This window comes from Thiomonas islandica (assembly GCF_055383445.1).
In genome coordinates this window covers 51,761-76,548 of the sequence record NZ_AP042391.1, presented here as the reverse complement: position 1 = coordinate 76,548, position 24,788 = coordinate 51,761, and the positions used below count along the sequence as shown (strand labels likewise).

Sequence of the window (24,788 nt, the reverse complement as noted above, 5' to 3'; positions counted from 1 at the left end):
CATGCAGACATCCCCGCTGATCACCCTCACCCTCAATCCTTGCGTGGACGTCAGCTACGACGTCACCCAGCTGATTGAGGATCAGAAGGTCCACGCCAATGCCAACCGGCTCGACCCCGGCGGCAACGGCATCAACGTGGCGCGCGCGCTCAAGCGCTTGCAGATTCCCGCAGTGGCTTGCGCAGTGCTCGGCGGAGAGATCGGCGATCTGTTCACCCGGCTGGTCGCCGGGCAGATCGACCGGCTGCAGGCCGTGCGCATTGCCGACGAGACGCGCATCAATGTCACGCTGCAGCAGCAACAGCCGCGTGCGCAGTTCGAGGTCAGCGGCATCGGCCCGCGGCTAGACGCCGCAACCCTGCGGCACATCACCGACACCGTGCTGCAACTGGTCGACAGCGGCTTTGCCGTGCTCACCGGCTCGCGCATGCGCGGGGTGCCGACCGATTACTACGCCGTGCTGATCGACGCCCTGCACGCGCAGGGCGCGCGTGCCGTGGTCGACGCCCAGGGCGAGATGCTGTCGCAGGCAATTGCCGCGCGGCCGTTTCTGATCAAGCCCAACCGCTTCGAGCTGGAGCAGCTGCTGCAGCGGCGCCTGCCCGATACTGCCGCGGTCGTGGCTGCGGCGCGGGCGATTTGCGCGCGCGGGGTCAGATGGGTGTGCGTGTCGCTCGGCGCCGAAGGTGCGGTGCTGGTGAATGCTGCCCAGGTGTATGTCGGGCAGGCGCCGGCGGTGCAGGTGGTCTCGACCGTTGGCGCGGGCGATGCGATGGTCGGTGCATTGGTGGGCGGTTTTGCCCGCGGGCAGGCCCCGGCAGACGCACTACGCCTGGCGTTGGCCTGCGGCAGCGGCACCGCGGCGCAGCCGGGCACCGAGTTGTTCGACCCGGCTGCACTGCCCGCGCTGCTGGCGCAGGCGCGGGTCAGTGCTGGCGTCTGATTGCCCGCCAGCCGATGTCGCGGCGGTATTGCATGCCATCGAAATGGATGGAGTGGATCGTCTCGTACGCCCGCTGCTGCGCAATGCGCGGTGAATCGCCCAGCGCGGTGACGGTCAGCACCCGGCCGCCCGCGGTGCGCAGGGCGCCCTGTGCGTCGAGCACAGTGCCGGCGTGGAAAGTGATGCAGTCGGGCGCTTCGGGCGGAATGCCGCTGATCAGATCGCCCTTGCGCGGATTGTCCGGATAGCCGTGCGCGGCCAGCACCACGCCGAGCGCGGTGCGGCGATCCCACTCCAGTTCCACCTGGTCGAGCCGGCCCGCAATGGCTTTTTCGAACACAACGGACAGATCGCTCTTGAGCCGGGCCATGATGGGCTGGGTTTCCGGGTCGCCCATGCGGCAGTTGAATTCCAGGGTCTTGGCGCGGCCCTGCGCATCGATCATCAGCCCGGCGTAGAGAAATCCGGTGTAGGGAATGCCGTCTGCGGCCATGCCCTTGACCGTGGGCTGGATGATCTCGCGCATCACCCGCGCGTGCACCTCGGGCGTGACCACGGGCGCCGGAGAATAGGCGCCCATGCCGCCGGTGTTGGGGCCGTTGTCGCCGTCGAGCAGGCGCTTGTGATCCTGGCTGGAGGCCAGCGCGAGCACATGCTGGCCGTCGACCATGACGATGAAGCTGGCTTCCTCACCCTGCAGAAACTCTTCGATGACCACGCGCGCGCGGCCCGCGTTGTGTTGCACGCCGTAGCGATTGGCCTGCAGCATGTCGTCGATTGCGGCATGGGCCTGGTCGACAGTCTGCGCCACGACCACGCCCTTGCCCGCGGCCAGGCCATCGGCCTTGACCACGATGGGCGCACCGTGCGCATCCACATGGGCATGTGCTGCGGCGGCGTCTTCAAACGTGGCATACGCCGCAGTGGGAATGTGGTGCCGCGCCATGAAGTCCTTGGAGAATGCCTTGGAGCTTTCCAGTTGCGCGGCGGCCCGGGTGGGGCCGAAGATTTTCAGCCCGCGGGCGCGAAAGCCGTCCACGATCCCAGCCGCCAGCGGCGCTTCCGGGCCGACCACGGTGTAGGCGATTTTTTCGCGCACGCAGAATGCGGCCAGCTCTTCGGCGTTGGCCACCTGCAGGTTTTGCAGCCGGGGATCGCACGCGGTGCCGCCGTTGCCCGGCGCGACATACACGGTCTGCACCCTGGGTGACTGCGCCAACTTCCAGGCAATGGCATGCTCGCGTCCGCCCGAGCCGATGACCAGGAGTTTCATGTCGTGCGCGCCTTAGCCGAACACGGCGTTGTGGTGGACATCCTGCACATCGTCGAGATCTTCGAGCGCATCGATGAGCTTTTGCATCTTCTCGGCGTCGTCTGCGGTGAGTTCCACGGTGTTTTCTGCGCGCATCGTGACCGCGGCCACCTCGGGCTGCAGGCCGGCGGCCTGCAGCGCGGCGCGCACGGCCTCGAATTGCGAAGGTGGAGTGAGCACCTCGATGGCGCCATCATCGTCGGTCACCACGTCGTCCGCGCCGGCGTCGAGCGCCACTTCCATCACCTTGTCCTCGGACGTGCCGGGGGCGAACACCAGTTGCCCGCAATGCCGGAACTGGAACGCCACCGAGCCTTCGGTGCCCAGATTGCCGCCGTGTTTGGACAGTGCATGCCGCACCTCGGCCACGGTGCGCACGCGGTTGTCGGTCAGGCAGTCGATGATCAGCGCCGCGCCGCCCACGCCGTAGCCCTCGTAGCGGATTTCCTCGTAGTGCACGCCTTCGAGCGCGCCGGTGGCCTTGTCGATGTTTTTCTTCACCGTCTCGGCCGGCATATTAGCGGCCTTGGCTTTTTCGATCGCCAGACGCAGACGTGGATTGGCGCTGGGATCGCCGCCGCCCAGACGGGCCGCAGCGGAGATTTCACGGATGATTTTGGTCCAGATCTTGCCGCGCTTTTCGTCCTGGCGGCCTTTGCGATGCTGGATGTTGGCCCATTTGGAATGTCCGGCCATGGTGGTGCAATGCTCCTGGGTGACGCCCCGCGCGCCGCATCGCGGCCGGGCATTTGGATAGACTGAGCATTGTAACTTTTACCCCCGGCGGGCCGTCTCGCCCATTCAGACCAGATCCATGTCCGACCCGATCCTCATCGCCCAGAGCGGCGCGGTGCAATGCCACTTGCTGCCGCGCCTGTCCAACCGCCACGGCCTGATCACCGGCGCCACCGGAACCGGTAAGACCGTTAGCCTGCAGGTGCTGGCAGAGGCCTTCTCGCGCATCGGTACCCCGGTGTTCCTGGCCGACGTCAAGGGCGATCTCACCGGTCTGTCGCAGGCCGGCAGCCTGAGCCCCAAGCTGGCCGAGCGGCTCAACACTCTCGGCCTGCCCGAGCCGGTGTTCGGCGCTTGCCCGGTCACGCTGTGGGACGTGTTCGGCGAGCAAGGGCACCCGGTGCGCGCGACGATCTCCGACATGGGGCCGCTGCTGCTCGCGCGCCTGCTGCAGCTCAACGATACGCAGTCCGGCGTGCTCAACCTGGTGTTCAAGATCGCCGACGACAACGGCCTGCTGCTGCTCGATCTCAAAGACCTGCGCGCGATGCTGCAGGAGGTGGGCGACAACGCGGCGAGCTTCACCACTGAATACGGCAACATCAGCGCCGCCAGCACCGGCGCGATCCAGCGCGGGTTGCTACAGCTCGAAAGCCAGGGAGCCGACAAGTTCTTCGGCGAGCCCATGCTCAACATCGACGACCTGATGCAGACCGATGGACAGGGCCGTGGCATGGTCAACATCCTCGCTGCCGACAAGCTCTACCAGGCGCCGCGGCTGTACGCCACCTTCCTGCTGTGGCTGCTGTCGGAACTGTTCGAGCGCCTGCCCGAGATCGGCGACCCCGACAAGCCGAAACTAGTGTTCTTTTTCGACGAAGCGCATCTGCTGTTCAACGACGCGCCCAAGCCGCTGCTGGAAAAAATCGAACAGGTGGTGCGGCTGATCCGCTCCAAGGGCGTGGGCGTGTTCTTTGTCACGCAGAACCCGCTGGACATTCCCGACACCGTGCTCGGGCAGCTGGGCAACCGCATCCAGCACGCGCTGCGCGCCTACACCCCGCGCGACCAAAAAGCGGTGAAAACCGCAGCCGACACCATGCGGCCCAATCCGCCGCTCGACATCGCTCAGGCGATCACCGAACTGGCCACCGGCGAGGCGCTGGTCTCGCTGCTCGACGACAAAGGCCGGCCGGCGCCCACCGAGCGGGTATGGATGCTGGCACCGGGCAGCCGCATCGGGCCGATCAGCGCCGAAGAACGACAGGCGCTGATGCAGCGCTCGTTGGTGGCCGGGGTGTACGAGAAGACGGTGGACCGCGAGTCGGCCTACGAGTTGCTTAAAGGCCGGCTGGACGCAGCGCCTGAAGCCGTTACACCCGCACCAACCGCCGGCGCTCCGGCAGGTTCCGGCGGCGGTCTGCTCGATTCGATTGGCGGGGGGCTGGGAGGGCTGGCGCGCGGTTCGGGCCGCAAGGATTCGCTACTCGAGACGCTGGCCAAGTCGGCAGCCCGCTCCATCGGCGGCACGGTGGGCCGCGAAATCATCCGCGGCGTGCTCGGCAGTCTGCTGGGCGGCAGCAAGCGGCGTTGAGCTGACGCTCAGCCGCCGCTGCGCCGCGAAGCATTGCGATCAGTGATCGTCCCAGTCACCACGGTCATCACCCCGGTGACGCCAGCCGCGGCCTTGTCGCCAGTGATCACGGTCCCAGCGCCAGGCCGGGACTCCGTAAATCGGGCCATACACCGGAGCATATCCGTAATACACCGGACGCGGTGGCGGCGGAGGGGGTGGAGGCGGTGGAGCAAAGTAGACCGGTGGAAGTGGGGGCGGCGGGGCGTAAACCACCGGGGGGGCATACACCACGGGCGGCGCCTGATACACCGGGTAGGCATTGGAAAAGCTGGTCACCACGCCGGGCACCCCGACATTGACCGACCAGAACACCCGGTCCGCGTGCGCAGCCGGCGCAGCAACCAGCGCTGCGCTGCCGGCAAGGGCCAGAACAAGGTGACGCAACATGATCGAATCCTCCTGAGCATCCTGTGATCGATGCAATCACAACGGCGCGGCCGCGTCCTTGCTGACAGCACAGGAGATGTTTTTTCCGGCTCTGTTTCGATCTCCTGCTGCGGTATGCGCTGCAACATCCGGTGCCCCGTCCTGCCTGGACCTGTTCAAATACAGTCATGGAACCGACCGACAAACCCTCCAACTTTCTGCGCCAGATCATAGAGCGCGATCTGTCGCTGGGCACTTACGCGAACCGGCGCTTCGCCGGCCACCCGGCCGACGCCGCCGGACATGCGGCGGGGCCGATCGATCCGGCACGCATCCGCACCCGCTTTCCGCCCGAGCCCAACGGCTATCTGCACATCGGCCATGCCAAGAGCATCTGCCTGAACTTCGGCCTGGCTCAGGACTACGGCGGCATCTGCCACCTGCGCTTTGACGACACCAACCCCGAGAAGGAAGACCAGGAATATGTCGATGCCATCATCGACGCGGTGCGCTGGCTCGGCTTCGACTGGAACGTCGGCGGCGTCTCGCACCTGTATTACGCCAGCGACGATTTCGACTTCATGTACCGCTGCGCCTGCGCGCTGATCGAGGACGGTCTGGCCTATGTCGACGAGCAGAGCGCAGACGACATGCGCCGCAACCGCGGCACGCTGACCGAGCCTGGCGTGGACAGCCCCTGGCGCAACCGCGCGCCGCAGGACAGCCTGCGCCGCTTCGAGCAAATGCGTGCGGGCCAGCATCCAGAGGGCAGCATGGTGCTGCGGGCGAAGATCGACATGGCCTCGCCGAACATCAATCTGCGCGACCCGGTCATCTACCGTATCCGCTACGCCCGGCATCACCGCACCGGAGATGCCTGGTGCATTTATCCGATGTACACCTTCGCGCACCCGATCGAGGACGCGATGGAGTGCATCACCCACAGCATCTGCACACTGGAGTTCGAGGACCAGCGGCCGTTCTACGACTGGCTACTCGACCATCTGGTACGCCTGGGCCTCGTCGCCAGCCCCCGCCCGCACCAGTATGAATTCGCCCGGCTGAACCTCACCTATGTGGTCACCAGCAAGCGCAAGCTAGCGCAGCTCGTCGGCGAGCGCCATGTGGACGGCTGGGACGATCCGCGCATGCCCACGCTGGTCGGGCTGCGCCGTCGCGGTTACACCCCTGAGAGCCTGCGGCTGTTTGCCGACCGCATAGGCGTGAGCAAGGCCGACTCCTGGATCGACTACGGCGTGCTCGAACAGGCGCTGCGCGACGATCTCGACGCACGCGCCCCGCGCGCGATGGCCGTGCTCGATCCGCTCGAGCTCGAACTCACCAACTGGGCCGAGGTCTTCGGCGCGGCAGACCACGCCGAGCCCTGTAGCGCACCCATGCATCCCGCGCATCCCGAGATGGGGCGGCGTCACTTCGACCTCACTGCGCAGGTCTGGATCGAGCGCGAGGACTTCATGGAAACCCCACCCAGGGGCTATCACCGCCTGACCCCCGGTGGCATGGCACGACTGAAGTACGGCTATGTGGTGCGCTGCACCGGCTGCGAGAAGGACGCCGAGGGGCGGGTGACCAAGGTGCTGGCCGAACTACTGCCCGACACCAAGAGCGGCACCCCGGGCGCAGATGCGGTCAAGGTCAAGGGCGTCATCACCTGGGTGAGCGTCAGCCGCGGCGTGGCTGCGCAGGTTCGGCTGTTCGACCGCCTGTTCACCGAGGCGCATCCTGACGCCGGCGGGCGCGATTTTCTGGCCGCACTCAACCCGCACAGCAAGCAGACGGTGCAGGCCTATCTGGAGCCGTCGCTCGCCTCTGCGCCGCCAGGTGCCTCATTTCAGTTCGAGCGCCACGGTTATTTCGTGGCCGATCGCATCGACCACAACCCGGCGCAACCCACTTTCAACCGCACCACCACCCTCAAGGACAGCTGGGGCAAATGAAGATCCAGTCTGCCGATACCTTGAGCTTCGGCGCGCCGCTGCCTGCGGGCAGCAGTGCGCTGCAGCGGCTGCAGCAGGCGGGTTTTTGTGTGCTTGGCGCGGTCGAGCTGGCGGCGTTGGCCGGGTTCGATCCGGCGCGCTGCGCGCCGGCGTTCGCGTTGTGGCACGACCTGCCGCCCGACGACTACCTGAAGGACGGCGGCCACTACCGTTTCCGCCGCCACGGTCGCTTTGTCCAGACCCTGCAGCCGGCAGCAGGGCAGGCGGCGCTGCTGGCTGTGCCGCACCGAGCGCACTGGCAGCCCACCGCGTACAACGCCCTGCACGGCGGCATGCTGCGCTGGTTCGCACCGCTGTCCGCCGAGCTGCAGCAGGCGGCGTTCTGGCAGCCGCTGCTGCTCGGGCTGGGGCGGCTGTTTACACAGGTGCGTAGCGCACCGCAGTGGTTCATCGAGGCGCATCAGTTCCGCATCGACACCAGCGAAGGCGTCGGCCGCCCCACGCCCGAGGGCGCGCACCGCGACGGGGTGGACTTCGTCGCTGTGGTGCTGATCGCGCGTCACCGCATCCGCGGCGGAGAGACCCGGGTGTTCGAGCTGGCCGGCCAGCGTGGCGTGCACTTCACCCTGTCCGAGCCGTGCAGCGCGCTGCTGATGGACGACACCCGGGTGATCCACGAAACCACGCCGGTGCTTTCCGAGGGCGAGCCCGGCAGTGGCTGGCGCGACACCTTGGTGCTGACCTACCGCGCCGGCGGCTTTCTCGAACCCGCCACGGCGAGGGCCTGTTCACGCGATTGATGCACCCGCGCTGCGACATGGTGTTGCGGCCGGGTCGCTCATCTGCTCTGCTTGACAGAGATCAAAGCGCGCAACGCGCGGTCAGGCTACTGCGGAATCATCGCACATTTCGTTACATAATCGCCATATGCTGTCCGCTAAGGCGTGCGGAGGCGATTTTCTGGAGAGATTCCCATGCGTCATTTGTCCCCCGTGATGGCCGCTGTGGCCCTGGCCGTTCTGCCGCTGGGTGCGCAGGCGCAGTCGGTCGCAACCCCTGAACAGTTGCAGGAAACCCGCGCCGTCAGCGGCGAACTGCTCAAGACCCTGAGCGGCAAGCTACAGGAAAGCATGCAGAAAAACGGCCCGGCCGGCTCGATCAGCGTATGCAAGACCATTGCCCCACAGATCGCCCTAGGCCTGGCCGACCGCACCGGCTGGAAAATCACCCGGGTCGGCACCCGCGTGCGCAATGTCGACATGGGCACGCCAAATGTCTGGCAGCGCAAAGCGCTGGCGCATCTGAGTGCCGACCTGAAGTCCGGCGCCAAGCCCGAAACCCTGGAATGGAGCGAAGTGGTCACCGAGAACGGCAAGCCCACGCTGCATTACGCCAAGGCCATCGTGCTGCAGCCGCAGTGCATCGCCTGCCACGGCAATGCCGACCAACTCGCGCCGGGTGTGGCCGAGAAGCTCAAGACAGAATACCCGCACGACCAGGCCACCGGCTACGCGCCGGGGCAGCTGCGTGGTGCGGTGGTCATCAGCCGGCCACTGTAAGCGGCTTTCGCGTCGGCAACGCCTACCAGCGCAGGTAGGCGTTTTTATTTCCGGTGTGCACCGTCACACGGCGCTGCTGCTGCCGGTGCGTGCCCTCGATGGTGTAGCTGCCAGCAGGCGCCTGCACATAGCATAGCGGCCCGTCCGCGGTGAACTCCGCCACCGTCTTGCCTTGGTGGAGAATGCGGATAGGCACGCCAGCTAGGTAGGCGCCGCGCGGCCCTTCGACCATCCAGAAGCCCATGTTGTAGTGCGGTGCCTGCGCCTGCAGATCCTTGAGCGCGTCTTCACCCACGCCGCCGCAGACGTAGGAAATATCGCCCGCATGATGCACCTGCGCTGCCTGGCTGATTCCGGGGCTGAACAGACAGGCAGCCAGGGCGCCGACCACAGCGCCTCGGCGCAGGGCTTGAGATCTGATGGACATGATCGACTCCTTTCGCAATGGGGTGGGCCTGTTCACGCCATCCGGGTGCACCGAGCCGCGACAGACCCTCAACACACCGAAAGTAGACCGCACCGGTGCGCCGAGGTTCGCTCGCCCGCACCGATTTTCAGTCTCGCTTCATTTTATTGAAGCGGCACCAAGCGGTTTGAACGCCTCCCCCTTCTCCACCTTCCCCCACACGGCGGGGGAGGGGCCATGACGTTGGCGCTTGCCAGGGATGTGAGGTGGTGGAGTTTTTGGCAGAGACCCTTCATGCATCAGCGCGCGAAGTCAATCGTCAACTCCGAACAAGTCCCCGGAGCGCAGGATCACAAGGACTGATTTGATGCAGCCTTGCTCCTGCATTGCGGGTTGTGGCGGCCGCACCCAGGCTGGTGCAGATTAGGCAGAAACACCGCCAGCAGACCGATCAACGGCAAAAAGGAGCACAACCGGTACACCGCGTCGATGCCCCACATGTCGGCGAGTTGCCCGAGCACCGCTGCGCCGATGCCCCCCAGCCCGAACGCCAGGCCGAAAAACAACCCCGCCACCGTGCCGACCTTGCCGGGGATGAGTTCCTGCGCATAGACCACCATCGACGGAAATGCCGAGGCCAGCATGAAGCCGATGATCGCGCTGAGCACGGCCGACCATTCCAGACTGGCGTCGGGCAGCAGCAGGGTGAACGGTGCCACGCCAAGGATGGACACCCAGATCACCGCCTTACGGCCGATGCGGTCGCCGATCGGCCCGCCCAGCAGCGTGCCCGCAGCCACCGAGAACAGGAACACGAACAGGTGATACTGGCCCACTTCAGTGCTGACGTGGAATTTGTGCATCAGGTAAAAAATGAGGTAGCTGTTGATGCTGGCCAGATAGAAGAATTTGGAAAAGATCAGCGCCAGCAGCACCGCCAGGGTGCGGCGCACCAAGCGCGGCGGCAGCGGCGACGCGAGGCTGGCCGCGGGCTTTTTTGGCAGGCGATGTTGCTGGCTGTACCAGCGCCCCACGCCAGTGAGCACGATGATGGCCAGTAGCGCCGCCAGCGAAAACCAGGCGATGCTTCGTTGGCCGTGAGGCAACACGATCCATGCCGCCAGCAATGGCCCGGTAGCCGTCCCGGCATTGCCGCCGACCTGGAAAATCGACTGCGCCAGCCCATGCCGCCCGCCCGAGGCCATGCGCGCTACCCGCGAGGATTCCGGATGGAAGATCGACGACCCGGTGCCCACCATCGCCGCCGCCAGCAGCAGCATCGGAAAGCTTGGCGCCAGAGACAGGGTCAGCAGCCCGGTAAGCGTGCAGCCCATGCCCACGGCCAGCGAATACGGCTTCGGATGTTTATCGGTGTAGGCGCCGACGATAGGCTGAAGCAGTGAGGCGGTGAACTGGTAGGTCAGGGTGATCAGCCCGATCTGCGCAAAGTTCAGCTGAAAATCGGCCTTGAACAGCGGGTAGATCGCCAGCATCAACGACTGGATCATGTCGTTGAGAAAGTGCGAGAAGCTGATCGCGCCAAGAATGCGAAAGCGAGTCTGCTCGGCTTGCGCGCTGCCTGCAGGGCTGAGCGCGGGCGTGGTGGGGGTGGAACTCACGGTAGGTTTTTCGAGGAAGTACGCGCAGGTGCGGGACGGGGCAGATCGCGCGAGTGCAAGAATAGTGCGGCGACCGGTTCCTTGCACAGGCATGGATTTGCCGGAACATGCCAACGCAGCTGCGCGGCGTTGCCCGATCCGGTCAGCCGGGAAAAACGAACGACCGTGCTTTTTTATCGCGGACATGGGTAGAATGCCTCTGATGATCGCATGACGTGGAGACCGCGATGACCCCGCATCAACTCTTGGAACAGTTTGGCCCGCGCGAGGCCATGGATTATGACGTGTTGATCGTCGGCGCCGGGCCGGGCGGTCTGGCCACGGCAATCCGCCTCAAGCAACTGGCGCAAAAAGCGGGATGCGAGATTTCGGTATGCGTGCTGGAAAAGGGCTCGGAGGCCGGGGCGCACATCCTATCCGGGGCGATCATGGATCCCGGCGCGCTGACCGAGCTGTTCCCGGACTGGAAAGCGATGGGCGCGCCACTGAACCAGCCGGTCACTGCCGACCAGTTCCTGTTCCTCGGCGAACAGTCCGCCAGACCCGTGCCCGCCGCCTTCCTGCCCGATTGTTTCAAGAACCACGGCAACTATGTCATTAGCCTGGGCAATGTGGTGCGCTGGATGGCGCAGCAGGCCGAAGGGTTGGGCGTGGAAATCTTCCCCGGCTTTGCCGCGGCCGAGGTGCTGTACGACGATCGGGGCCGGGTGTGCGGCGTGGCCACTGGCAACCAGGGGTTGGGAAAGGATGGCGAGCCGACCGACCATTTCGCGCTAGGCATGGAACTGCGGGCGAAATACACCGTCTTCGCCGAAGGTTCACGTGGGCAGCTCGGCAAGGAGCTGATTGCGCGCTATCAACTCGACGCTGGGCGCGATCCGCAGAGCTATGCCATCGGCATCAAGGAACTCTGGGAAGTCGCCGCGCCCAAGCATCAACCCGGGCTGGTGCTGCACACCGCCGGCTGGCCACTCGACCCGAGCACTTATGGCGGCGGCTTTCTCTACCACCTTGAAGACCGCAAGGTGGCGATCGGCTTTGTGGTCGGCCTGGACTACAGCAACCCGTGGCTCAGCCCGTTCGAGGAATTCCAGCGGCTCAAGACCCACCCAGCGATCCGCGGGCTGTTCGACGGCGCCAAGCGCCTGGGCTATGGTGCACGCACCATCACCGCTGGTGGCCTGCTGTCTTTGCCCAAACTGGTGTTCCCTGGTGGCTGTCTGGTGGGCTGCGAGGCCGGGTTTCTCAACGCCTCGCGCATCAAGGGCAGCCACGCGGCGATCAAGACCGGCATGCTGGCGGCGCAAGCCATCGCCGACGCGCTGGCCGCCGGCCGTGCGCAAGACGAGCTGGCGGACTACCCCGCGGCGTTCGAGCGGTCATGGCTGTACGATGAGCTCGAGGCCGCGCGCAATTTCAAGCAGTGGTTCAAGAAGGGCCGTCTGGTGGGCACGTTGATGACCGGGGTGGAACGCTGGTTACTGCCGCGCATCGGCATCAAGTCGCCGCCTTGGACGATTCACCACCATGTTCCCGACCATGCCATGCTCAAGCCGGCTGCCGAGTGTCCGCGCATCGACTATCCCAAGCCCGATGGCGTGCTGACCTTCGATCGGCTCAGTTCGGTCTATCTGAGCAATACCAACCACGAGGAAAACCAGCCGGCGCACCTCACCCTCAAGGACTTGTCGGTGCCAGTGCAGATCAACCTCAAGATCTACGCCGGGCCCGAGTCGCGCTACTGCCCGGCCGGGGTGTATGAGTTCGTCAAGGGCACGGACGGCAACGACAAGCTGCAGATCAACGCGCAGAACTGCGTGCACTGCAAGACCTGCGACATCAAGGACCCGACGCAGAACATCAATTGGGTCGCGCCGCAGGGCGGTGGCGGGCCGAACTACGTAGGGATGTGACCCCGACCTGCGCGCATCGGGTGAAGCGCTCATTCGCGGGGGCAGCGGCAAAGCGTGAACCAATTCACACGGCCGCGGTTACGCGCGCCTTTACACTTCGCCGGTTCCTGACGCACCAGGGGCGATTGCACCGCAGGGTGCAGCACCCCGGCCACCCTCACTGCGCTGCATGCCTACCGGTCTGAACCAATCGCCATCCCCCACCCAGACGCCAGCGGTGCAAGATGCAACGGCGATGCAGCGACGACTGCGCCGAGGCTATTGGGGGCTGATCGCGCTGACGCTGTTTTTCGCGGTCTGGCTGGCGTGGATCAACTGGCAGCGGCAGGACGAGACGTTGCGCAGCACCCTGCGGGTGGAGACCGCGTTTCTGGCCGATGCCACCGCGGCCTATCTCGACCGCTACGAGACGGTCATCTCCGCTCTCGGCAGCGATCTGCTGGCTTACCCGGAACTGCTGACCGCACCGGCGCGTCTGCGAGGTCTGCTGCAGCGCTACCGCGATCTGCTCGGTGCCGATCAGGCACTGGCAATCAACCTGTCCACCCCGGACGGGCAGATGTTCGCCACCACCCTGCCGGATGTGAACGCGCTGCCCAACCTGCGCGCCAATCCCGATATCTGGCCGAGCTCCCAGCAGGCGGCGCAGACCGACAGGCTCGAAGTGGGCCATACGGTGTACGGCCCGATGCTGCACCGCTGGGTGATTCCGCTGCGGCTCATGGTCAGAAACGCCGCGGGACAGCCGCAGTTCCTGATTGCGGTGCCGGTAGAACTCAACGACTTTCTCGCGCGCTGGCAGCGCTCGGTCGCTGCGGCGCAACATGCCATGCCCGGTATGTCGGTCGCGCTGCTGCGTGCAGACGGCTATCTGCTGGCACGCTGGCCGGCGCCGGACACCGCCGATCTGCCCCGTTTCTATAACACCAGACGGCAGGGTGCGCTGGCCCGCGCGGTGCGCCAGGTGGCAGACGACGCGCAGTCCGGCATGTTCAGCGGGCGGGTGGATTCGGACGACATTCCCCGTCTGGGCGCCTGGGTGCGGCTGGCGCATTATCAGGTGCTGGTCAATATGACCGTGCCCCGCGCGCTACTGTGGCGCGATTTCTGGCGCGCCTACTGGCCCTCGTTGACCATCCTGGCACTGTGGCTGGCGTTGCTGACCGTGGTCTACCGTCTGGTGCGCAAACAGGCCGAGCGCGATGGCGCGCAGCTGCGCGAGCGTGCCGAACTCATGTACCGCCTGGCCAATCAGGACAGCCTCACCGGGCTGCTCAATCGCCGGGGCATGACAGAGCAACTGCAGCGCGCGCACGAGCGGGCGTGCGCGCACGACATCGGCTACGCGCTGGTGCTGTTCGATCTCGATCATTTCAAGCTGATCAACGATGGCTTTGGCCACGCCGGAGGCGACGCCGTGCTGCAGCAGGTGGCGCATCTGCTGCAGACCCGGGTGCGCAACGAAGATCACGTGGCGCGCTGGGGGGGTGAAGAGTTTCTCGCGCTGCTGCCCGATGCGACGCTGCAGACCGCGCACGCCACCGCAGAAAAGCTGCGCGACCTGATCGCGCACACCCGCATGAAGGTGGGCGGCACCGAGCTGCGGCTGACCGCGAGTTTTGGCGTCTCAGCCTGGGAGACAGACCGCCGGGTCGGTGTCGCCGAGTTGCTCGGACAATGCGACTCGGCGCTTTACGACGCCAAAGCCGGCGGGCGTAACCAGGTGCGGCTGTTCGAGGGCAGATCGGCACGGGACTATTTGCAGGGCTTTACCCTTAAGCGCGCGATCGAGGACAACCGCATCCGCGTGGCTTACCAGCCGCTGGTCTCGTTGGCCGATGGGCAGATCTTCGGCTATGAGGCGCTGGCACGGCTGGTGACCGAGGCCGGCGAGGCGATACCCGCTGCGCAGTTCATCGACGTGGCCAACCGCCTGCGGCTCGAACACAGCATCGATGCCTGTGTGTCCAAACAGGTCATGGCGCGCTGCAGCCTGCGCCTGGCGCAGACCGGCACGCCGATGAAATACATGGTCAACTGCTCTGCCGACTTTCTCAGCCGGCCGGGCGATGTGCAGCAACTGCTCGACCGCGCGCGACACTACTGCGAGGCCTGTGCGGTGGACATGCAAGGCAAGGCAAAGCCCCTGGTCATCGAGATCACCGAGCGCCAGCTCATTGGCGATGCCCAAGCCGTGCGCAAGCTGGTGCAGCCGCTGATCGATTTCGGCTTCCAGCTTGCAGTGGACGACTTCGGCAGCGGCTATTCCTCGTACCTCTACGTGCTCAAGCTGCCGGTGAGCTATATCAAGATCGAGGCCGAACTGGTGCGCGAAGCCGCGCGCAGTGCGCGGGCACGGGCGATGGTGTGCTCGATCAACACCATGGCGCACGAACTTGGCATCCAGACCATTGCAGAAGGTATCGAGGACGAAGCCACCGCCGAGGCCATGCGCCGCATCGGGGTGGACTGGGGGCAGGGCTATTTCTGGGGGCGGCCGGAAATCGATCCATAGGCGGTTGGCGGCGCAATGCCATGTGTGCTCGGCAGGCGCACATCGGGGCGGAACCGAATCGGGATCGCGTCATGAATTGGTTGCCCGGTGCAGGCACGCGGGAGGCAGCGGGCCGATCGGTTCAAATAGCCGGTTTGTTCCAGACCAACTTTCGACCATGCAATTCGTCCAACGCCAGCCCGATCCGCGCGCCCAGCACCGGCTGGAGCAGGCCGGTGCGCATCCGCTGCTGGCGCAGCTGTTCGCCGCGCGCGGGGTGAAAGAGCCGGCGGAGCTCGAACTGAGCCTGACACGACTGCTGCCGCCAGCGCTGCTCAAGGGGGTGGACGCCGCTGCGCAGAGTCTGGCCGACGCCATCGCCCGCGGCGAGCGGCTGCTGATCGTGGCCGATTACGACTGCGACGGCGCTACCGCCTGCGCCGTGGGGCTGCGCGGCCTGCGGGCGATGGGCGCGAAGGTCTCCTATCTCGTGCCCAACCGTTTCACCACCGGCTACGGCCTGTCACCCGCGGTGGTGGATATGGCATTGCAGCACCCCGGTGGCAAGCCGGACTGGATCGTCACCGTGGACAACGGCATTGCCAGCGTGGATGGCGTGGCGCATGCCAGGGCACACGGCATCCGTGTGCTGGTCACCGACCACCACCTGCCGGGCGACGCACTGCCCGCGGCCGATGTGATCGTCAACCCGAACCAGCCGGGCTGCGCGTTTCCGAGCAAGTCCATCGCCGGAGTCGGGGTGATGTTCTATGTGCTGCTGGCGCTGCGCGCCGAACTGCGCCGACGCGGCGTGTTCGATGCATCGAACCAGCCCCGGCTGGACGCGCTGCTCGATCTGGTCGCACTCGGCACCGTGGCCGACGTGGTGCGGCTCGATGCCAACAACCGCGTGCTGGTGGCGCAGGGGCTCAAGCGCATCCGCGAGGGCCGCATGCAGCCGGGCATTGCGGCGCTGCTGCAGGTGGCCGGGCGCGAGCCGGCGCGGGTCAACAGTGCGGACCTCGGCTTTGCACTGGGGCCGCGGATCAATGCCGCGGGTCGTCTGGCCGACATGACCGTAGGCATCGAATGCCTGAGCACCGACGATTCGGCCCGTGCGCTGGAGCTCGCCCAGCTGCTCGACCGCTTCAACCGCGAACGGCGCGGCATCGAAGACGGCATCAAGGCCGAGGCGCTGGCCATGCTCGATGCGCTCGGTCCGGACGCGGGCAGCGGCGAGCCCGCGATCAGCCTGTTCGCCCCGCACTGGCACGAGGGGGTGATCGGCATCGTCGCCGGGCGTATCAAGGACCGCGCGCACCGCCCGACCTTCGTCTTCGCCCCGGCAGAGGACGGCACGCTGCGCGGCTCTGGCCGGTCGATCGCCGGGTTTCACCTGCGCGATGCGCTCGATCTGGTGTCCAAGCGCGAACCGGGGCTGCTGCTGCGCTTTGGCGGCCATGCGATGGCGGCAGGGTGTTCGCTGGTGCCCGATGGCTTCGCGCGCTTTCGCGCCGCCTTGGCGCAGGTGGCAGACGAATGGCTGGAGCCCACGATGCTGCAGCGCCGGCTGGAGGTCGACGGCCCGTTGCCGGTGCGGTGGATGCTCCCCGAAATGGCCCATCTGCTTGGCGCGCAGGTCTGGGGGCAGGGCTTTGCCGCGCCGCTGTTTAGCGCGCGGGTGCAGGTCAAGCAGCAACGGCTGCTCGGCGAGCGGCATCTCAAGACCAAGGTGCGGCTGCTCGATGTCGACAGCGCGCCGGGCGATGCGCTGTTCGACCTGGTCGCCTGGGGCCGCACCGAATTCCTGCCCGAGCAGGCGCACATCGCTTACCGGCTGGAGGCCAACACCTGGCAGGGCGTCACCCAGGTGCAGCTGGTGCTCGAAGCGGTGGAGGGCTGAACCGCGTGGTTCTGGCGCCGTTCAGCGCGCGGTGGCGCTGCGCTGCACGCAGTCCACATACGCAGCACCATCGGGCGGCAGGCCGCTGCGCTGTGCGGTCCACAGCATTTCGCCCAGGCATTCCATGATCTTGTGGTGCGCTGCGTGCTCACCCAGCCGGCTGCGCAGCAGCTCGAAGGCTTGACGGATACCCGGCGGTTGATCGATCGACACCTGTTCGGCGATCGATAGATGCATCGACAGGTGCAGGAACGGGTTGGTGCGGCCTTGTTCCACGCTGTAGTCGCGGCTGGCGCTTTGCGGATCGGACAGTTCGGCGTGGTACTCGGGGTGCTGCTCCATCCAGTCGGCGGCGATCAGCTCCAGCGGGGTCAGCACACCGTCGCTGCGGTGCCGCTGCCAGGCGGAGAGAAAGAACTGGCGGACCTCGTCTTTGCTGGGGTTGAACATGATGGGCTCATCGATCCGGCGCGCAGCGGTTTGCACTCCTCCCCCTCCCGGCCTGCCCCGCACGGCAGGGCAGGCGCCATCCCCTCTGCGCTCGCCGGGAACGTGAGGAGGAGTTTTTGACGGGTGATACATCCGCGTGCCGAATCAATATTGTCGCTGCAGGCGGGGCGTACAGCGGCTTGCCGCTGCAGACAAAGGGGTTTTGAGCGAGCATTTACCCATTGCCACTTCAGGGAAAAACCATGCCTGTGATCGACCCCAGCGCCCTGCGCCAGTTGTTTGACGATGCCCGCACCCACAACGCTTGGCTGGACAGGCCGGTGCCTGAGCAACTGCTGCACCAGCTTTACGATCTAATGAAATGGGGCCCGACCTCGGCCAATTGCTCGCCGGCGCGCATTGTGTTCGTGCAGTCGCCCGAGGCCAAGGCCAAACTCGCGCCGTGCATGAGCGAGGGCAACCGGGCCAAGACCCTGCAGGCGCCGGTGACCGCGATCATCGGCATGGATCTGGCGTTTCCTGACAAGCTGCCGATGCTGTTTCCGCACAACCCGGACGCGCGCAACTGGTTCGCCGGCAAGCCAGAGCACGTCGCCACCACTGCGCTGCGCAACTCCAGCCTGCAAGGCGGCTACTTCATTCTTGCCGCCCGCGCGCTGGGTCTGGACTGCGGCCCGATGAGCGGGTTTGATGCCGAGGCGGTGAACGCTGCGTTTTTTGCTGGCACCGACATCAAGGTGAATTTTCTCTGCAACCTCGGCTATGGCGATCCGGTGGCGCTGTTCCCACGCAGCCCGCGGCTGAGTTTCGAGCAGGCCTGCCGCATCGTCTGACCCGATGCGCGGCGGCGTGGTATTTGCGCGCCGGTTCTGGTAATTTGCGTTTTGCCTCTATCCACCAGAACAGAAAGGCTGCGCCATGTCGGTCATCGTTGTCGCCAATCCCAAGGGCGGAGTCGGCAAGACCACCCTATCCACGCAGATCGCCGGATACTTTGCCAGCCGGGGAGAGCCGGTCATGCTGGGCGACGCCGACCGCCAGGAGTCGGCCCGGCTGTGGCTGTCGCTGCGCGACCCCGCCTTGCCCCGCATCGACACTTGGGAGATGAGCGCGGATTTCATCGCCAAACCGCCCAAGGGCACTGCGCACGCGGTCATCGACACCTCTGCCGGGCTGCACGGCTGGCGGCTCAATGATGTGATGAAACAGGCCGACAAGGTGCTAGTGCCGCTGTCCGCGTCGATTTTCGACATCTACGCCACGCAGGACTTTCTCGACAGACTGCGCGATGCCAGCGAAAAACGCGGCTTCGACATCGGGTTGGTCGGGGTGCGCATCGATCCCCGCACCCATGCCGCTGAGCAGCTTATGGCCTTCGTCGCGCAAAACGGTCTGCCGATGCTGACCACGCTGCGCCAGACCACGCTCTACCCCCAGATGGCCGCACACGGCCTGACCCTCTGGGACCTGCCGCCCAGCCAGGCGGCGAAGGACCTCGAGCAGTGGGCGCCGGTCATCGCCTGGCTGCAACAGGCTGATTGACGCCAGCAGCGCGAGCGAACCTAGGCAGCGCGTTCGGGCAGCGCGACCTGACTGAGCGCCTGGCGGTTGACGCGAAACAGCCGGGGGCCGACATGTTCGAGCAGGCCGTCGCGTTCGAACTGTGCGATGACCCGGCTGGCGGTTTCTAGCGCCACGCCGAGCATGGCACCCAGATCGCTGCGCTTGGGCAGGGTGATGGTGTCGTTGAGCTCCGGATCGGCCAGCTTGAGCAGCAGCCGTGCCATGCGCGATGGGATGGTGCCCGAGCCGAGCAGCAGTGCCCATTCGTCAGTATCGCGCAGCGCGCGATGCCAGCGCTCGAGAAATTCCTGCCGCAGATTGGGCACCTGTTCCTCCATGCGGCGAATGACCTCCACCGGAATGCGGCACGCCCGCACCGCGCCGATCGCCGAGGCATGGTGCATGTAGGGCTCGTGGATGAAGCATTCCAACCCGATCAGATCGCCGCGGCGCGCCACGCGGGTGATGCGGCGGGTGCCGTCGGGCAGCACACGCTCGAGCTTCACATAGCCGGTCTTGATGGTGTAGAGCCAATCTCCACGCTGGCCTTCGCTGAACAACTGCTGCCCTGCGGCGAACTGCATGTCGTCGATGACCTGATGGAAAGAATCGAAATCCTCCATGCGCAGCGCACCGAACAGCGCGATGCGCCTTACCCCGCAATTGCGGCAGTCGGACACGCCACGCCAGGCTTTGACCACATCGGCATGCGCCACGCGACTGGGTTCGGGTTCCTTGTTGCGTGACAAAGTCTTACGCAAAGTTGCAAGTGGAATCGCAGTGGTCGAAGGAGGGGGGGCGAAGGTGGTGTCCATGGCGCGGCTTTCATTGATCCAGCGCAATATTAGCGAATGCTGATATTGCCCTGTCAATATAGGGAATTCACTGTGAGAATCAGGGATAACCCTGATCTTTTCCGGTTTCCCTTACGCGATATCGATTTTTGCGGCGCACAAACTGCGACAAACTGTCGCAGATGCGGTGGCCTCGCTGTGCCCATTCCGCCACACGGCGATCTGTCCCGACCGTGCCGTGCGGTTTGCCGATCGGCCTACACTGCAAAACTTTTCTGTCTGTTTCGATGACACCATGATGGATTTGCAGACCCTGGCCGCACGCGACGTGAGGCGGGCGCTGGAGGAAGACCTGGGCGCAGGCGACTTGACCGCCGCGCTGATCGACCCGGATGCGGTGGCGATTGCCACCGTGCGCAGTCGGCAGACCGCGCGCCTGTGCGGTGTGCCGTGGGCCGAGTCCTGCGTGCGCGCGCTCGACCCCGCAGCGCAGCTGCGCTGGCTGGTGCCCGAAGGCGGCGCATTGCAGGCCGATGCGGTGTTTCTCGAACTGCAGGGCAATGCGCGCGCGCTGCTCAGCGCCGAGCGCACCCTGCTCAATTTCCTGCAACTGCTCAGTGCGGTGGCCACGCGCACCGCGCAGTATGTCGACGCGGTGCGGGGCACGCGGGCGCAGATCGTCGATACCCGCAAGACCCTGCCCGGGCTGCGGCTCGCGCAGAAATACGCGGTGCGCGTGGGCGGCGGCATGAATCACCGCATCGGACTGTTCGACGCGGTGCTGATCAAGGAAAACCACATTGCCGCAGCCGGTGGCGTGGCGCAGGCGCTTGCCCGCGCGCAGGCGGTGGCGGCGCAGGCGCAGTTCATCCAGATCGAGGTCGAAACCCTGGAACAGCTCGACGACGCCTTGCGCGCCGGTGCCCGCATGGTGCTGCTGGACAATATGTCGTTAGATCAGTTGCGCGAGGCGGTCAGGCGCACCGGGCAGCGCGCGGTGCTGGAGGTGTCGGGCGGGGTGGACCTGCACACGGTGCGGGCCATTGCAGAAACCGGCGTCGACCGCATCTCCGTGGGCAAGCTGACCAAGGACGTGCAGGCGGTCGATCTGTCGATGCGCTTTGCCACGCCCTGACACCCTGCGCCGTCACTCGAAAAGGAAGTTCGCATGTCCGCCACCTTTCCCATTGCCTATGAAAGCCCCGTCAACGGTACTGCGCAGGCCTGGGCGCGTGTCCCCGAGGAGCCCAGCCCTGCGCAGCGCGCCGCGCTGATGCAGCGCTGCGCCGCATTGCTGCGTGCACACGACGCCGTGCTGGTGGCGCATTACTACACCCACCCTGATCTGCAGGATCTGGCCGAGCAAACCGGCGGCCTGGTGGCCGATTCACTGGAAATGGCACGCTTTGGCGCACGCCATCCGGCATCGACGCTGGTGGTCGCCGGCGTGCGCTTCATGGGCGAGACCGCGAAGATGCTGTCGATGGACAAGCGCGTGCTCATGCCCGACCTGGATGCCAACTGTTCGCTCGACCTGGGCTGTCCGGCACCGGCGTTCGCCGCCTTTTGTGAGGCGCACCCCGACCGCACCGTCGTGGTCTACGCCAACACAAGCGCAGCGGTCAAGGCGCGTGCCGACTGGGTGGTGACCTCGAGCTGCGCGCTCGACATCGTCGCGCACCTGCACGCCCGCGGCGAAAAAATTCTCTGGGCGCCGGATCGCCATCTGGGTAGCTACATCCAGCAGCAGACCGGTGCCGACATGCTGCTGTGGCAGGGTTCGTGCATCGTGCACGATGAGTTCAAGGCGTTCGAGCTCGCGGCGCTCAAGGCCGAGCATCCGCGTGCCAAGGTTCTCGTGCACCCGGAAAGCCCCGCGGCGGTCGTCGCGCTGGCCGATGTGGTGGGCTCGACCTCGCAGATCCTCAAGGCGGCGCGCACGCTCGATGCGCCCGAATTCATCGTCGCCACCGACACCGGCATGTTCCACGCCCTGCAGCAGCAGAACCCCGGGAAGGTCTTCATTGCCGCGCCCACTGCCGGCAACGCCGCCACCTGCAAGAGCTGTGCGCACTGTCCGTGGATGGCGATGAACAGCCTGGCCGTGCTGGCGCGGGTGCTGGAAACCGGAGAGAACACGATCGAACTCGACCCCGAGCTTGCCGCGCGAGCGCGCCTGCCGGTGCAGCGCATGCTCGACTTCACCGCGGCGCATGCCACGGCTGCGCCGATGGGCAGTCTGGTCGCGGGCATCGGCGCAGCCTGAGCCGCCAGCAGCGCGCCCCTCAGCGCAGCCGTCCCACATATGGCGCCGGCGCTGTGGGTCTGGTGCTTGTGCCCTTGTTTCCGTTTCCGTCCGATGCACCCTTGTCAAGGCCGCCAGGAAACATGATCGCCTCGAAACGGTCGGCCCATTGGTTCAGGTCCGCATCGTTTTCGGCGCGGGCCACGCGCAGCACTTCGCGCGCGTAGTCGGCGTTCTGCGCCATCCACTCCGTGTCTGTCACCCGCCCGGTCTTGCGGCGCAACAGCACGTGCAGATGGGCGGCAATCGCAATGGCATCGGAACTTCCCATGTCGCAAGCTCCCTACTCGATGCGCTCGCCATGCTGGCTCAGATCGAGTCCGGCTTCTTCCGCCTCGGCATCCACCCGCAGGCCGATGACAGCGTCGATCAGCTTGAGCAGAACAAAGCTGGCGACGAAGCTGTAGACCAGTGTCGCGCTAGCCCCCAGTGTCTGCACCAGCACCGAGGCGGTCTGCCCGCTGTATGACGGCACGGCAAGGAAACCGGTCAGTACCGCCCCGGCAAACCCGCCCACGCCGTGGATGCCGAACACGTCTAGCGCGTCATCCGCGCCGAGCAGGCGCTTGAGCCCGGTTGCGCCCCAGTAGCAAACCACGCCCGCGACCAGGCCGACGATCACCGCGCCGATCGGGTCGACGAAGCCCGAAGCTGGCGTGATCGCGACCAAGCCCGCCACGGCCCCGGAGCAGATACCCAGCAGAGTCGGACGGCCACGCAGGGTCCATTCGGTCAGCATCCAGCTGAACGCCGCAGCGGCCGTGCCCAGTTGCGTGGCAAGCATGGCCATACCGGCGCGACCGTCTGCGGCGCAGGCCGAGCCGGCGTTGAAGCCGAACCAACCCACCCAGAGCAGCGCCGCACCGATCATGGTGTAGGTCAGATTGGCTGGAAGAAACGGCTCCTGGCCCCAGTGCCGGCGTTTGCCCAGCGCGATGGCGCAGGCCAGGCCAGCGGCACCCGCGTTCACGTGCACCACGGTACCGCCGGCAAAATCGAGCATGCCCAGCGAGGCCAGCCAGCCCGAAGGCTCCCACACTGAGTGTGCTACCGGGGCATATACCAGCAGCGACCACAGCCCCATGAACACCAGCATTGCCGAGAACTTCATGCGCTCGGCAAACGCTCCCACAATCAGCGCCGGGGTGATGATGGCGAAGGTCATCTGAAACATCACATAGACCGACTCGGGGATGGTGGGCGCCAGCTCACTGACCGACACGATGCCGCTGTTCTTGCTGAAAAACACCCCGTCGAGAAACAGCCGCGACAGCCCGCCGATGTACGGGCTGCCAGGCATGAATGCCAGGCTGTATCCGGCAATGAACCACAGCAGGGTGACCAGCACCGTGGTGGCGAAGACCTGCATGGTGATGCCGAGAATGTTTTTCTTGCGCACCATGCCGGCGTAGAACAGCGCCAAACCGGGAATGGTCATCATCAGCACCAGCGCGGTGGAGGCCAGCATCCACGCGGTATCACCGGAATTCAGCGTGGAGACATGGGCGATATGCGGCACCGACAGCGACGCGGGCGCGGTCTGCGCCAGTGCGCAGACAGGGAATAGGCTGGCCAGACCGACAAGAATGGCGCGACGGGGCCGCCGTCCCCTGCGCGAGTTGTTGTCTGGGTGTGAAAGCGTGTCGTGCATGAAATCCCCCATTGAAATTTGCAAGGGGGATTGGGCAAGTTCCGGGCCAGCATCAAGTGAGGGCGCGATCGCAGCGCGATGTGAAACTGATCACAAATCGCGCTGTTTGACAGGAACTTGTTCGTGTAAGCAGTACGCTTCGAATGCAAAGTCACTGCTTTGGTGCGTCGCCGCACTGAAGGGGTGCAGCGCAGCGCGGCGACGCACTGAACAGGTCCTAGCGCGTTTTCATGATTCGCGCCTTTTCGCGCTGCCAGTCGCGCTGGGCTTCGGTGTCGCGCTTGTCGTGCTCTTTCTTGCCCTTGCCCAGCGCCAGGTCGAGCTTGACCCGCCCGCCCTTGTAGTGCAGGTTGAGCGGCACCAGGGTGTAGCCACGCTGCTCGACCTTGCCGATGAGCTTGCGGATTTCGTCCTTGTGCATCAGCAGCTTGCGGGTGCGTGCGGCATCCGGGCGCACATGGGTCGAGGCGCTAGCCAGCGCACTGACGTTCATGCCGATGAGGTAGAGCTCGCCATCGCGCACGACCACATAGCCGTCGGTGAGCTGCACCCGCCCTGCGCGGATGGCCTTGACCTCCCAGCCTTCGAGCACGATGCCGGCCTCGAATCGGTCTTCGAGGAAATAGTTGAAACGGGCCTTGCGGTTTTCGACGATGCTCATGCCTGGGATGTGGGGCCTTAGGGCGCTCAATACAATCGTTTGATTCTAAGAAGCCGCGACCCGCCTGCCTCGTCCATGCCCCAGGTCCATAAATCCGTCCTCATCTGGTACAGCCCACAGGAAATGTACGACCTGGTCACTGATGTGGCGTCGTATCCGCAGTTTCTGCCCTGGTGCGGCGGAGCCTCGGTCGAGGCGGTCGACGGTGACACGGTGCGCGCCAGCGTGGTCATTGACTTCAAGGGCATCCGGCAGAAATTCACGACGCAGAACACCAACATCCCTGGCCAGGAGGTGCGCATGCAGCTGGTCGAAGGCCCGTTTTCGGCACTGCAGGGGCGCTGGGTGTTCCATCCGCTGGCCGATGGCAAGGCGTGCAAGGTCGAGTTCCTGCTCGACTACAACTTCTCCAACTTTCTTGTGGAAAAGGTCATCGGCCCGGTGTTCAACCACATCGCCAGCAGCTTCGTCGATGCCTTCGTGCGGCGCGCCAAGCAGGTGTATGGTCCGCGCTGACGCT

General features: G+C 65.6%; 23 protein-coding genes. 13 read left to right on the top strand and 10 right to left on the bottom strand.

Translation table 11 applies throughout. The annotated features are described in order from the left end of the window. The first annotated feature begins 1 nt into the window (after window position 1). Window positions 2–943: a 1-phosphofructokinase family hexose kinase gene (locus ACZ47F_RS00380; RefSeq protein WP_464925336.1), complete on the top strand. Its 942-nt coding sequence runs from the start codon at window positions 2–4 to the stop codon at window positions 941–943. Here the strand turns inward: ACZ47F_RS00380 and purD are convergent. Together purD and ACZ47F_RS00370 are read right to left on the bottom strand one after the other, a co-directional pair. Then, the gene (purD, locus tag ACZ47F_RS00375) at window positions 927–2,216 is read right to left on the bottom strand and encodes a phosphoribosylamine--glycine ligase (protein WP_464925335.1); all 1,290 of its coding nucleotides are present in this window, start codon (window positions 2,214–2,216) and stop codon (window positions 927–929) included. The two genes, ACZ47F_RS00380 and purD, sit on opposite strands and share 17 nt — an antisense overlap. Before the next feature lie 12 nt (window positions 2,217–2,228). Next, window positions 2,229–2,951: a YebC/PmpR family DNA-binding transcriptional regulator gene (locus ACZ47F_RS00370; protein WP_464925334.1), complete on the bottom strand. Its 723-nt coding sequence runs from the start codon at window positions 2,949–2,951 to the stop codon at window positions 2,229–2,231. A gap of 118 nt (window positions 2,952–3,069) precedes the next feature. On the opposite strand from ACZ47F_RS00370, the gene ACZ47F_RS00365 reads away from it, so the two are divergent. Further along, entirely contained in the window at window positions 3,070–4,584 is a 1,515-nt protein-coding gene (locus ACZ47F_RS00365; protein ID WP_464925333.1) for a helicase HerA-like domain-containing protein, read from the top strand. 39 nt (window positions 4,585–4,623) lie between these two features. Here ACZ47F_RS00365 and ACZ47F_RS00360 read toward each other — a convergent pair whose 3' ends face one another. Then, window positions 4,624–5,013 (bottom strand): glutelin, encoded by a 390-nt coding sequence (locus ACZ47F_RS00360; RefSeq protein WP_464925332.1) that lies wholly within the window; start codon window positions 5,011–5,013, stop codon window positions 4,624–4,626. Window positions 5,014–5,180: 167 nt separating this feature from the next. Here ACZ47F_RS00360 and ACZ47F_RS00355 point away from each other — a divergent pair, with 167 nt between their 5' ends. The 3 genes from ACZ47F_RS00355 to ACZ47F_RS00345 all read left to right on the top strand — a co-directional run bounded on the left by ACZ47F_RS00355 (window position 5,181) and on the right by ACZ47F_RS00345 (window position 8,509). Further along, a complete protein-coding gene (locus ACZ47F_RS00355; RefSeq protein WP_464925331.1) occupies window positions 5,181–6,950 on the top strand; it encodes a glutamine--tRNA ligase/YqeY domain fusion protein in 1,770 nt (589 codons plus the stop codon). After that, window positions 6,947–7,750: a 2OG-Fe dioxygenase family protein gene (locus tag ACZ47F_RS00350; protein WP_464925330.1), complete on the top strand. Its 804-nt coding sequence runs from the start codon at window positions 6,947–6,949 to the stop codon at window positions 7,748–7,750. Before ACZ47F_RS00355 ends, ACZ47F_RS00350 begins: the two co-directional genes overlap by 4 nt. 174 nt (window positions 7,751–7,924) lie before the next feature. Further along, window positions 7,925–8,509 (top strand): Tll0287-like domain-containing protein, encoded by a 585-nt coding sequence (locus ACZ47F_RS00345; RefSeq protein WP_464925329.1) that lies wholly within the window; start codon window positions 7,925–7,927, stop codon window positions 8,507–8,509. A gap of 22 nt (window positions 8,510–8,531) precedes the next feature. On the opposite strand, the gene ACZ47F_RS00340 is transcribed toward ACZ47F_RS00345, so the two are convergent. Beyond that, a complete protein-coding gene (locus ACZ47F_RS00340; RefSeq protein WP_464925328.1) occupies window positions 8,532–8,936 on the bottom strand; it encodes a hypothetical protein in 405 nt (134 codons plus the stop codon). A 329-nt stretch (window positions 8,937–9,265) separates the two neighbouring features. Beyond that, window positions 9,266–10,534, bottom strand: a complete 1,269-nt coding sequence (locus ACZ47F_RS00335) for an MFS transporter (protein WP_464925327.1) — start codon at window positions 10,532–10,534, stop codon at window positions 9,266–9,268. Between the two features lie 227 nt (window positions 10,535–10,761). Here ACZ47F_RS00335 and ACZ47F_RS00330 point away from each other — a divergent pair, with 227 nt between their 5' ends. The 3 genes from ACZ47F_RS00330 (at window position 10,762) to recJ (ending at window position 16,844) form a co-directional block, all read left to right on the top strand. Beyond that, window positions 10,762–12,447 (top strand): electron transfer flavoprotein-ubiquinone oxidoreductase, encoded by a 1,686-nt coding sequence (locus tag ACZ47F_RS00330; RefSeq protein ID WP_464925326.1) that lies wholly within the window; start codon window positions 10,762–10,764, stop codon window positions 12,445–12,447. Window positions 12,448–12,682: 235 nt separating this feature from the next. Then, the gene (locus tag ACZ47F_RS00325) at window positions 12,683–14,962 is read left to right on the top strand and encodes a putative bifunctional diguanylate cyclase/phosphodiesterase (protein ID WP_464925325.1); all 2,280 of its coding nucleotides are present in this window, start codon (window positions 12,683–12,685) and stop codon (window positions 14,960–14,962) included. A 157-nt stretch (window positions 14,963–15,119) separates the two neighbouring features. Then, window positions 15,120–16,844: a single-stranded-DNA-specific exonuclease RecJ gene (gene recJ / locus ACZ47F_RS00320; RefSeq protein ID WP_464925324.1), complete on the top strand. Its 1,725-nt coding sequence runs from the start codon at window positions 15,120–15,122 to the stop codon at window positions 16,842–16,844. A 21-nt stretch (window positions 16,845–16,865) separates the two neighbouring features. Here the strand turns inward: recJ and ACZ47F_RS00315 are convergent, their stop codons facing one another. Continuing rightward, window positions 16,866–17,294, bottom strand: a complete 429-nt coding sequence (locus ACZ47F_RS00315; protein ID WP_464925323.1) for a DUF1841 family protein — start codon at window positions 17,292–17,294, stop codon at window positions 16,866–16,868. Window positions 17,295–17,536: 242 nt separating this feature from the next. Between ACZ47F_RS00315 and ACZ47F_RS00310 the strand changes: the two genes are divergently transcribed. Both ACZ47F_RS00310 and ACZ47F_RS00305 read left to right on the top strand, forming a co-directional pair. Continuing rightward, window positions 17,537–18,127: a malonic semialdehyde reductase gene (locus tag ACZ47F_RS00310; RefSeq protein ID WP_464925322.1), complete on the top strand. Its 591-nt coding sequence runs from the start codon at window positions 17,537–17,539 to the stop codon at window positions 18,125–18,127. Between the two features lie 85 nt (window positions 18,128–18,212). Continuing rightward, window positions 18,213–18,836, top strand: coding sequence for a nucleotide-binding protein (locus ACZ47F_RS00305; RefSeq protein WP_464925321.1), 624 nt, complete (start codon window positions 18,213–18,215; stop codon window positions 18,834–18,836). Between the two features lie 20 nt (window positions 18,837–18,856). Here ACZ47F_RS00305 and ACZ47F_RS00300 read toward each other — a convergent pair whose 3' ends face one another. Further along, on the bottom strand, window positions 18,857–19,672 hold the full coding sequence (locus tag ACZ47F_RS00300; protein ID WP_464925320.1) for a Crp/Fnr family transcriptional regulator: 816 nt from the start codon (window positions 19,670–19,672) through the stop codon (window positions 18,857–18,859). Window positions 19,673–19,946: 274 nt separating this feature from the next. On the opposite strand from ACZ47F_RS00300, the gene nadC reads away from it, so the two are divergent. Together nadC and nadA are read left to right on the top strand one after the other, a co-directional pair. Continuing rightward, the gene (gene nadC / locus ACZ47F_RS00295; protein WP_464925319.1) at window positions 19,947–20,786 is read left to right on the top strand and encodes a carboxylating nicotinate-nucleotide diphosphorylase; all 840 of its coding nucleotides are present in this window, start codon (window positions 19,947–19,949) and stop codon (window positions 20,784–20,786) included. Window positions 20,787–20,819: 33 nt separating this feature from the next. Further along, window positions 20,820–21,917, top strand: a complete 1,098-nt coding sequence (nadA, locus tag ACZ47F_RS00290) for a quinolinate synthase NadA (protein ID WP_464925318.1) — start codon at window positions 20,820–20,822, stop codon at window positions 21,915–21,917. Window positions 21,918–21,936: 19 nt separating this feature from the next. Here the strand turns inward: nadA and ACZ47F_RS00285 are convergent, their stop codons facing one another. The 3 genes from ACZ47F_RS00285 to smpB form a co-directional block, all read right to left on the bottom strand. After that, the gene (locus tag ACZ47F_RS00285; RefSeq protein ID WP_464925317.1) at window positions 21,937–22,227 is read right to left on the bottom strand and encodes a hypothetical protein; all 291 of its coding nucleotides are present in this window, start codon (window positions 22,225–22,227) and stop codon (window positions 21,937–21,939) included. A gap of 12 nt (window positions 22,228–22,239) precedes the next feature. Next, the gene (locus ACZ47F_RS00280) at window positions 22,240–23,607 is read right to left on the bottom strand and encodes an ammonium transporter (RefSeq protein ID WP_464925316.1); all 1,368 of its coding nucleotides are present in this window, start codon (window positions 23,605–23,607) and stop codon (window positions 22,240–22,242) included. A gap of 217 nt (window positions 23,608–23,824) precedes the next feature. Next, window positions 23,825–24,268: an SsrA-binding protein SmpB gene (gene smpB / locus ACZ47F_RS00275; RefSeq protein WP_464925315.1), complete on the bottom strand. Its 444-nt coding sequence runs from the start codon at window positions 24,266–24,268 to the stop codon at window positions 23,825–23,827. Window positions 24,269–24,343: 75 nt separating this feature from the next. Here smpB and ACZ47F_RS00270 point away from each other — a divergent pair, with 75 nt between their 5' ends. After that, window positions 24,344–24,784 (top strand): type II toxin-antitoxin system RatA family toxin, encoded by a 441-nt coding sequence (locus ACZ47F_RS00270; protein ID WP_464925314.1) that lies wholly within the window; start codon window positions 24,344–24,346, stop codon window positions 24,782–24,784. Window positions 24,785–24,788 lie beyond the last annotated feature (4 nt).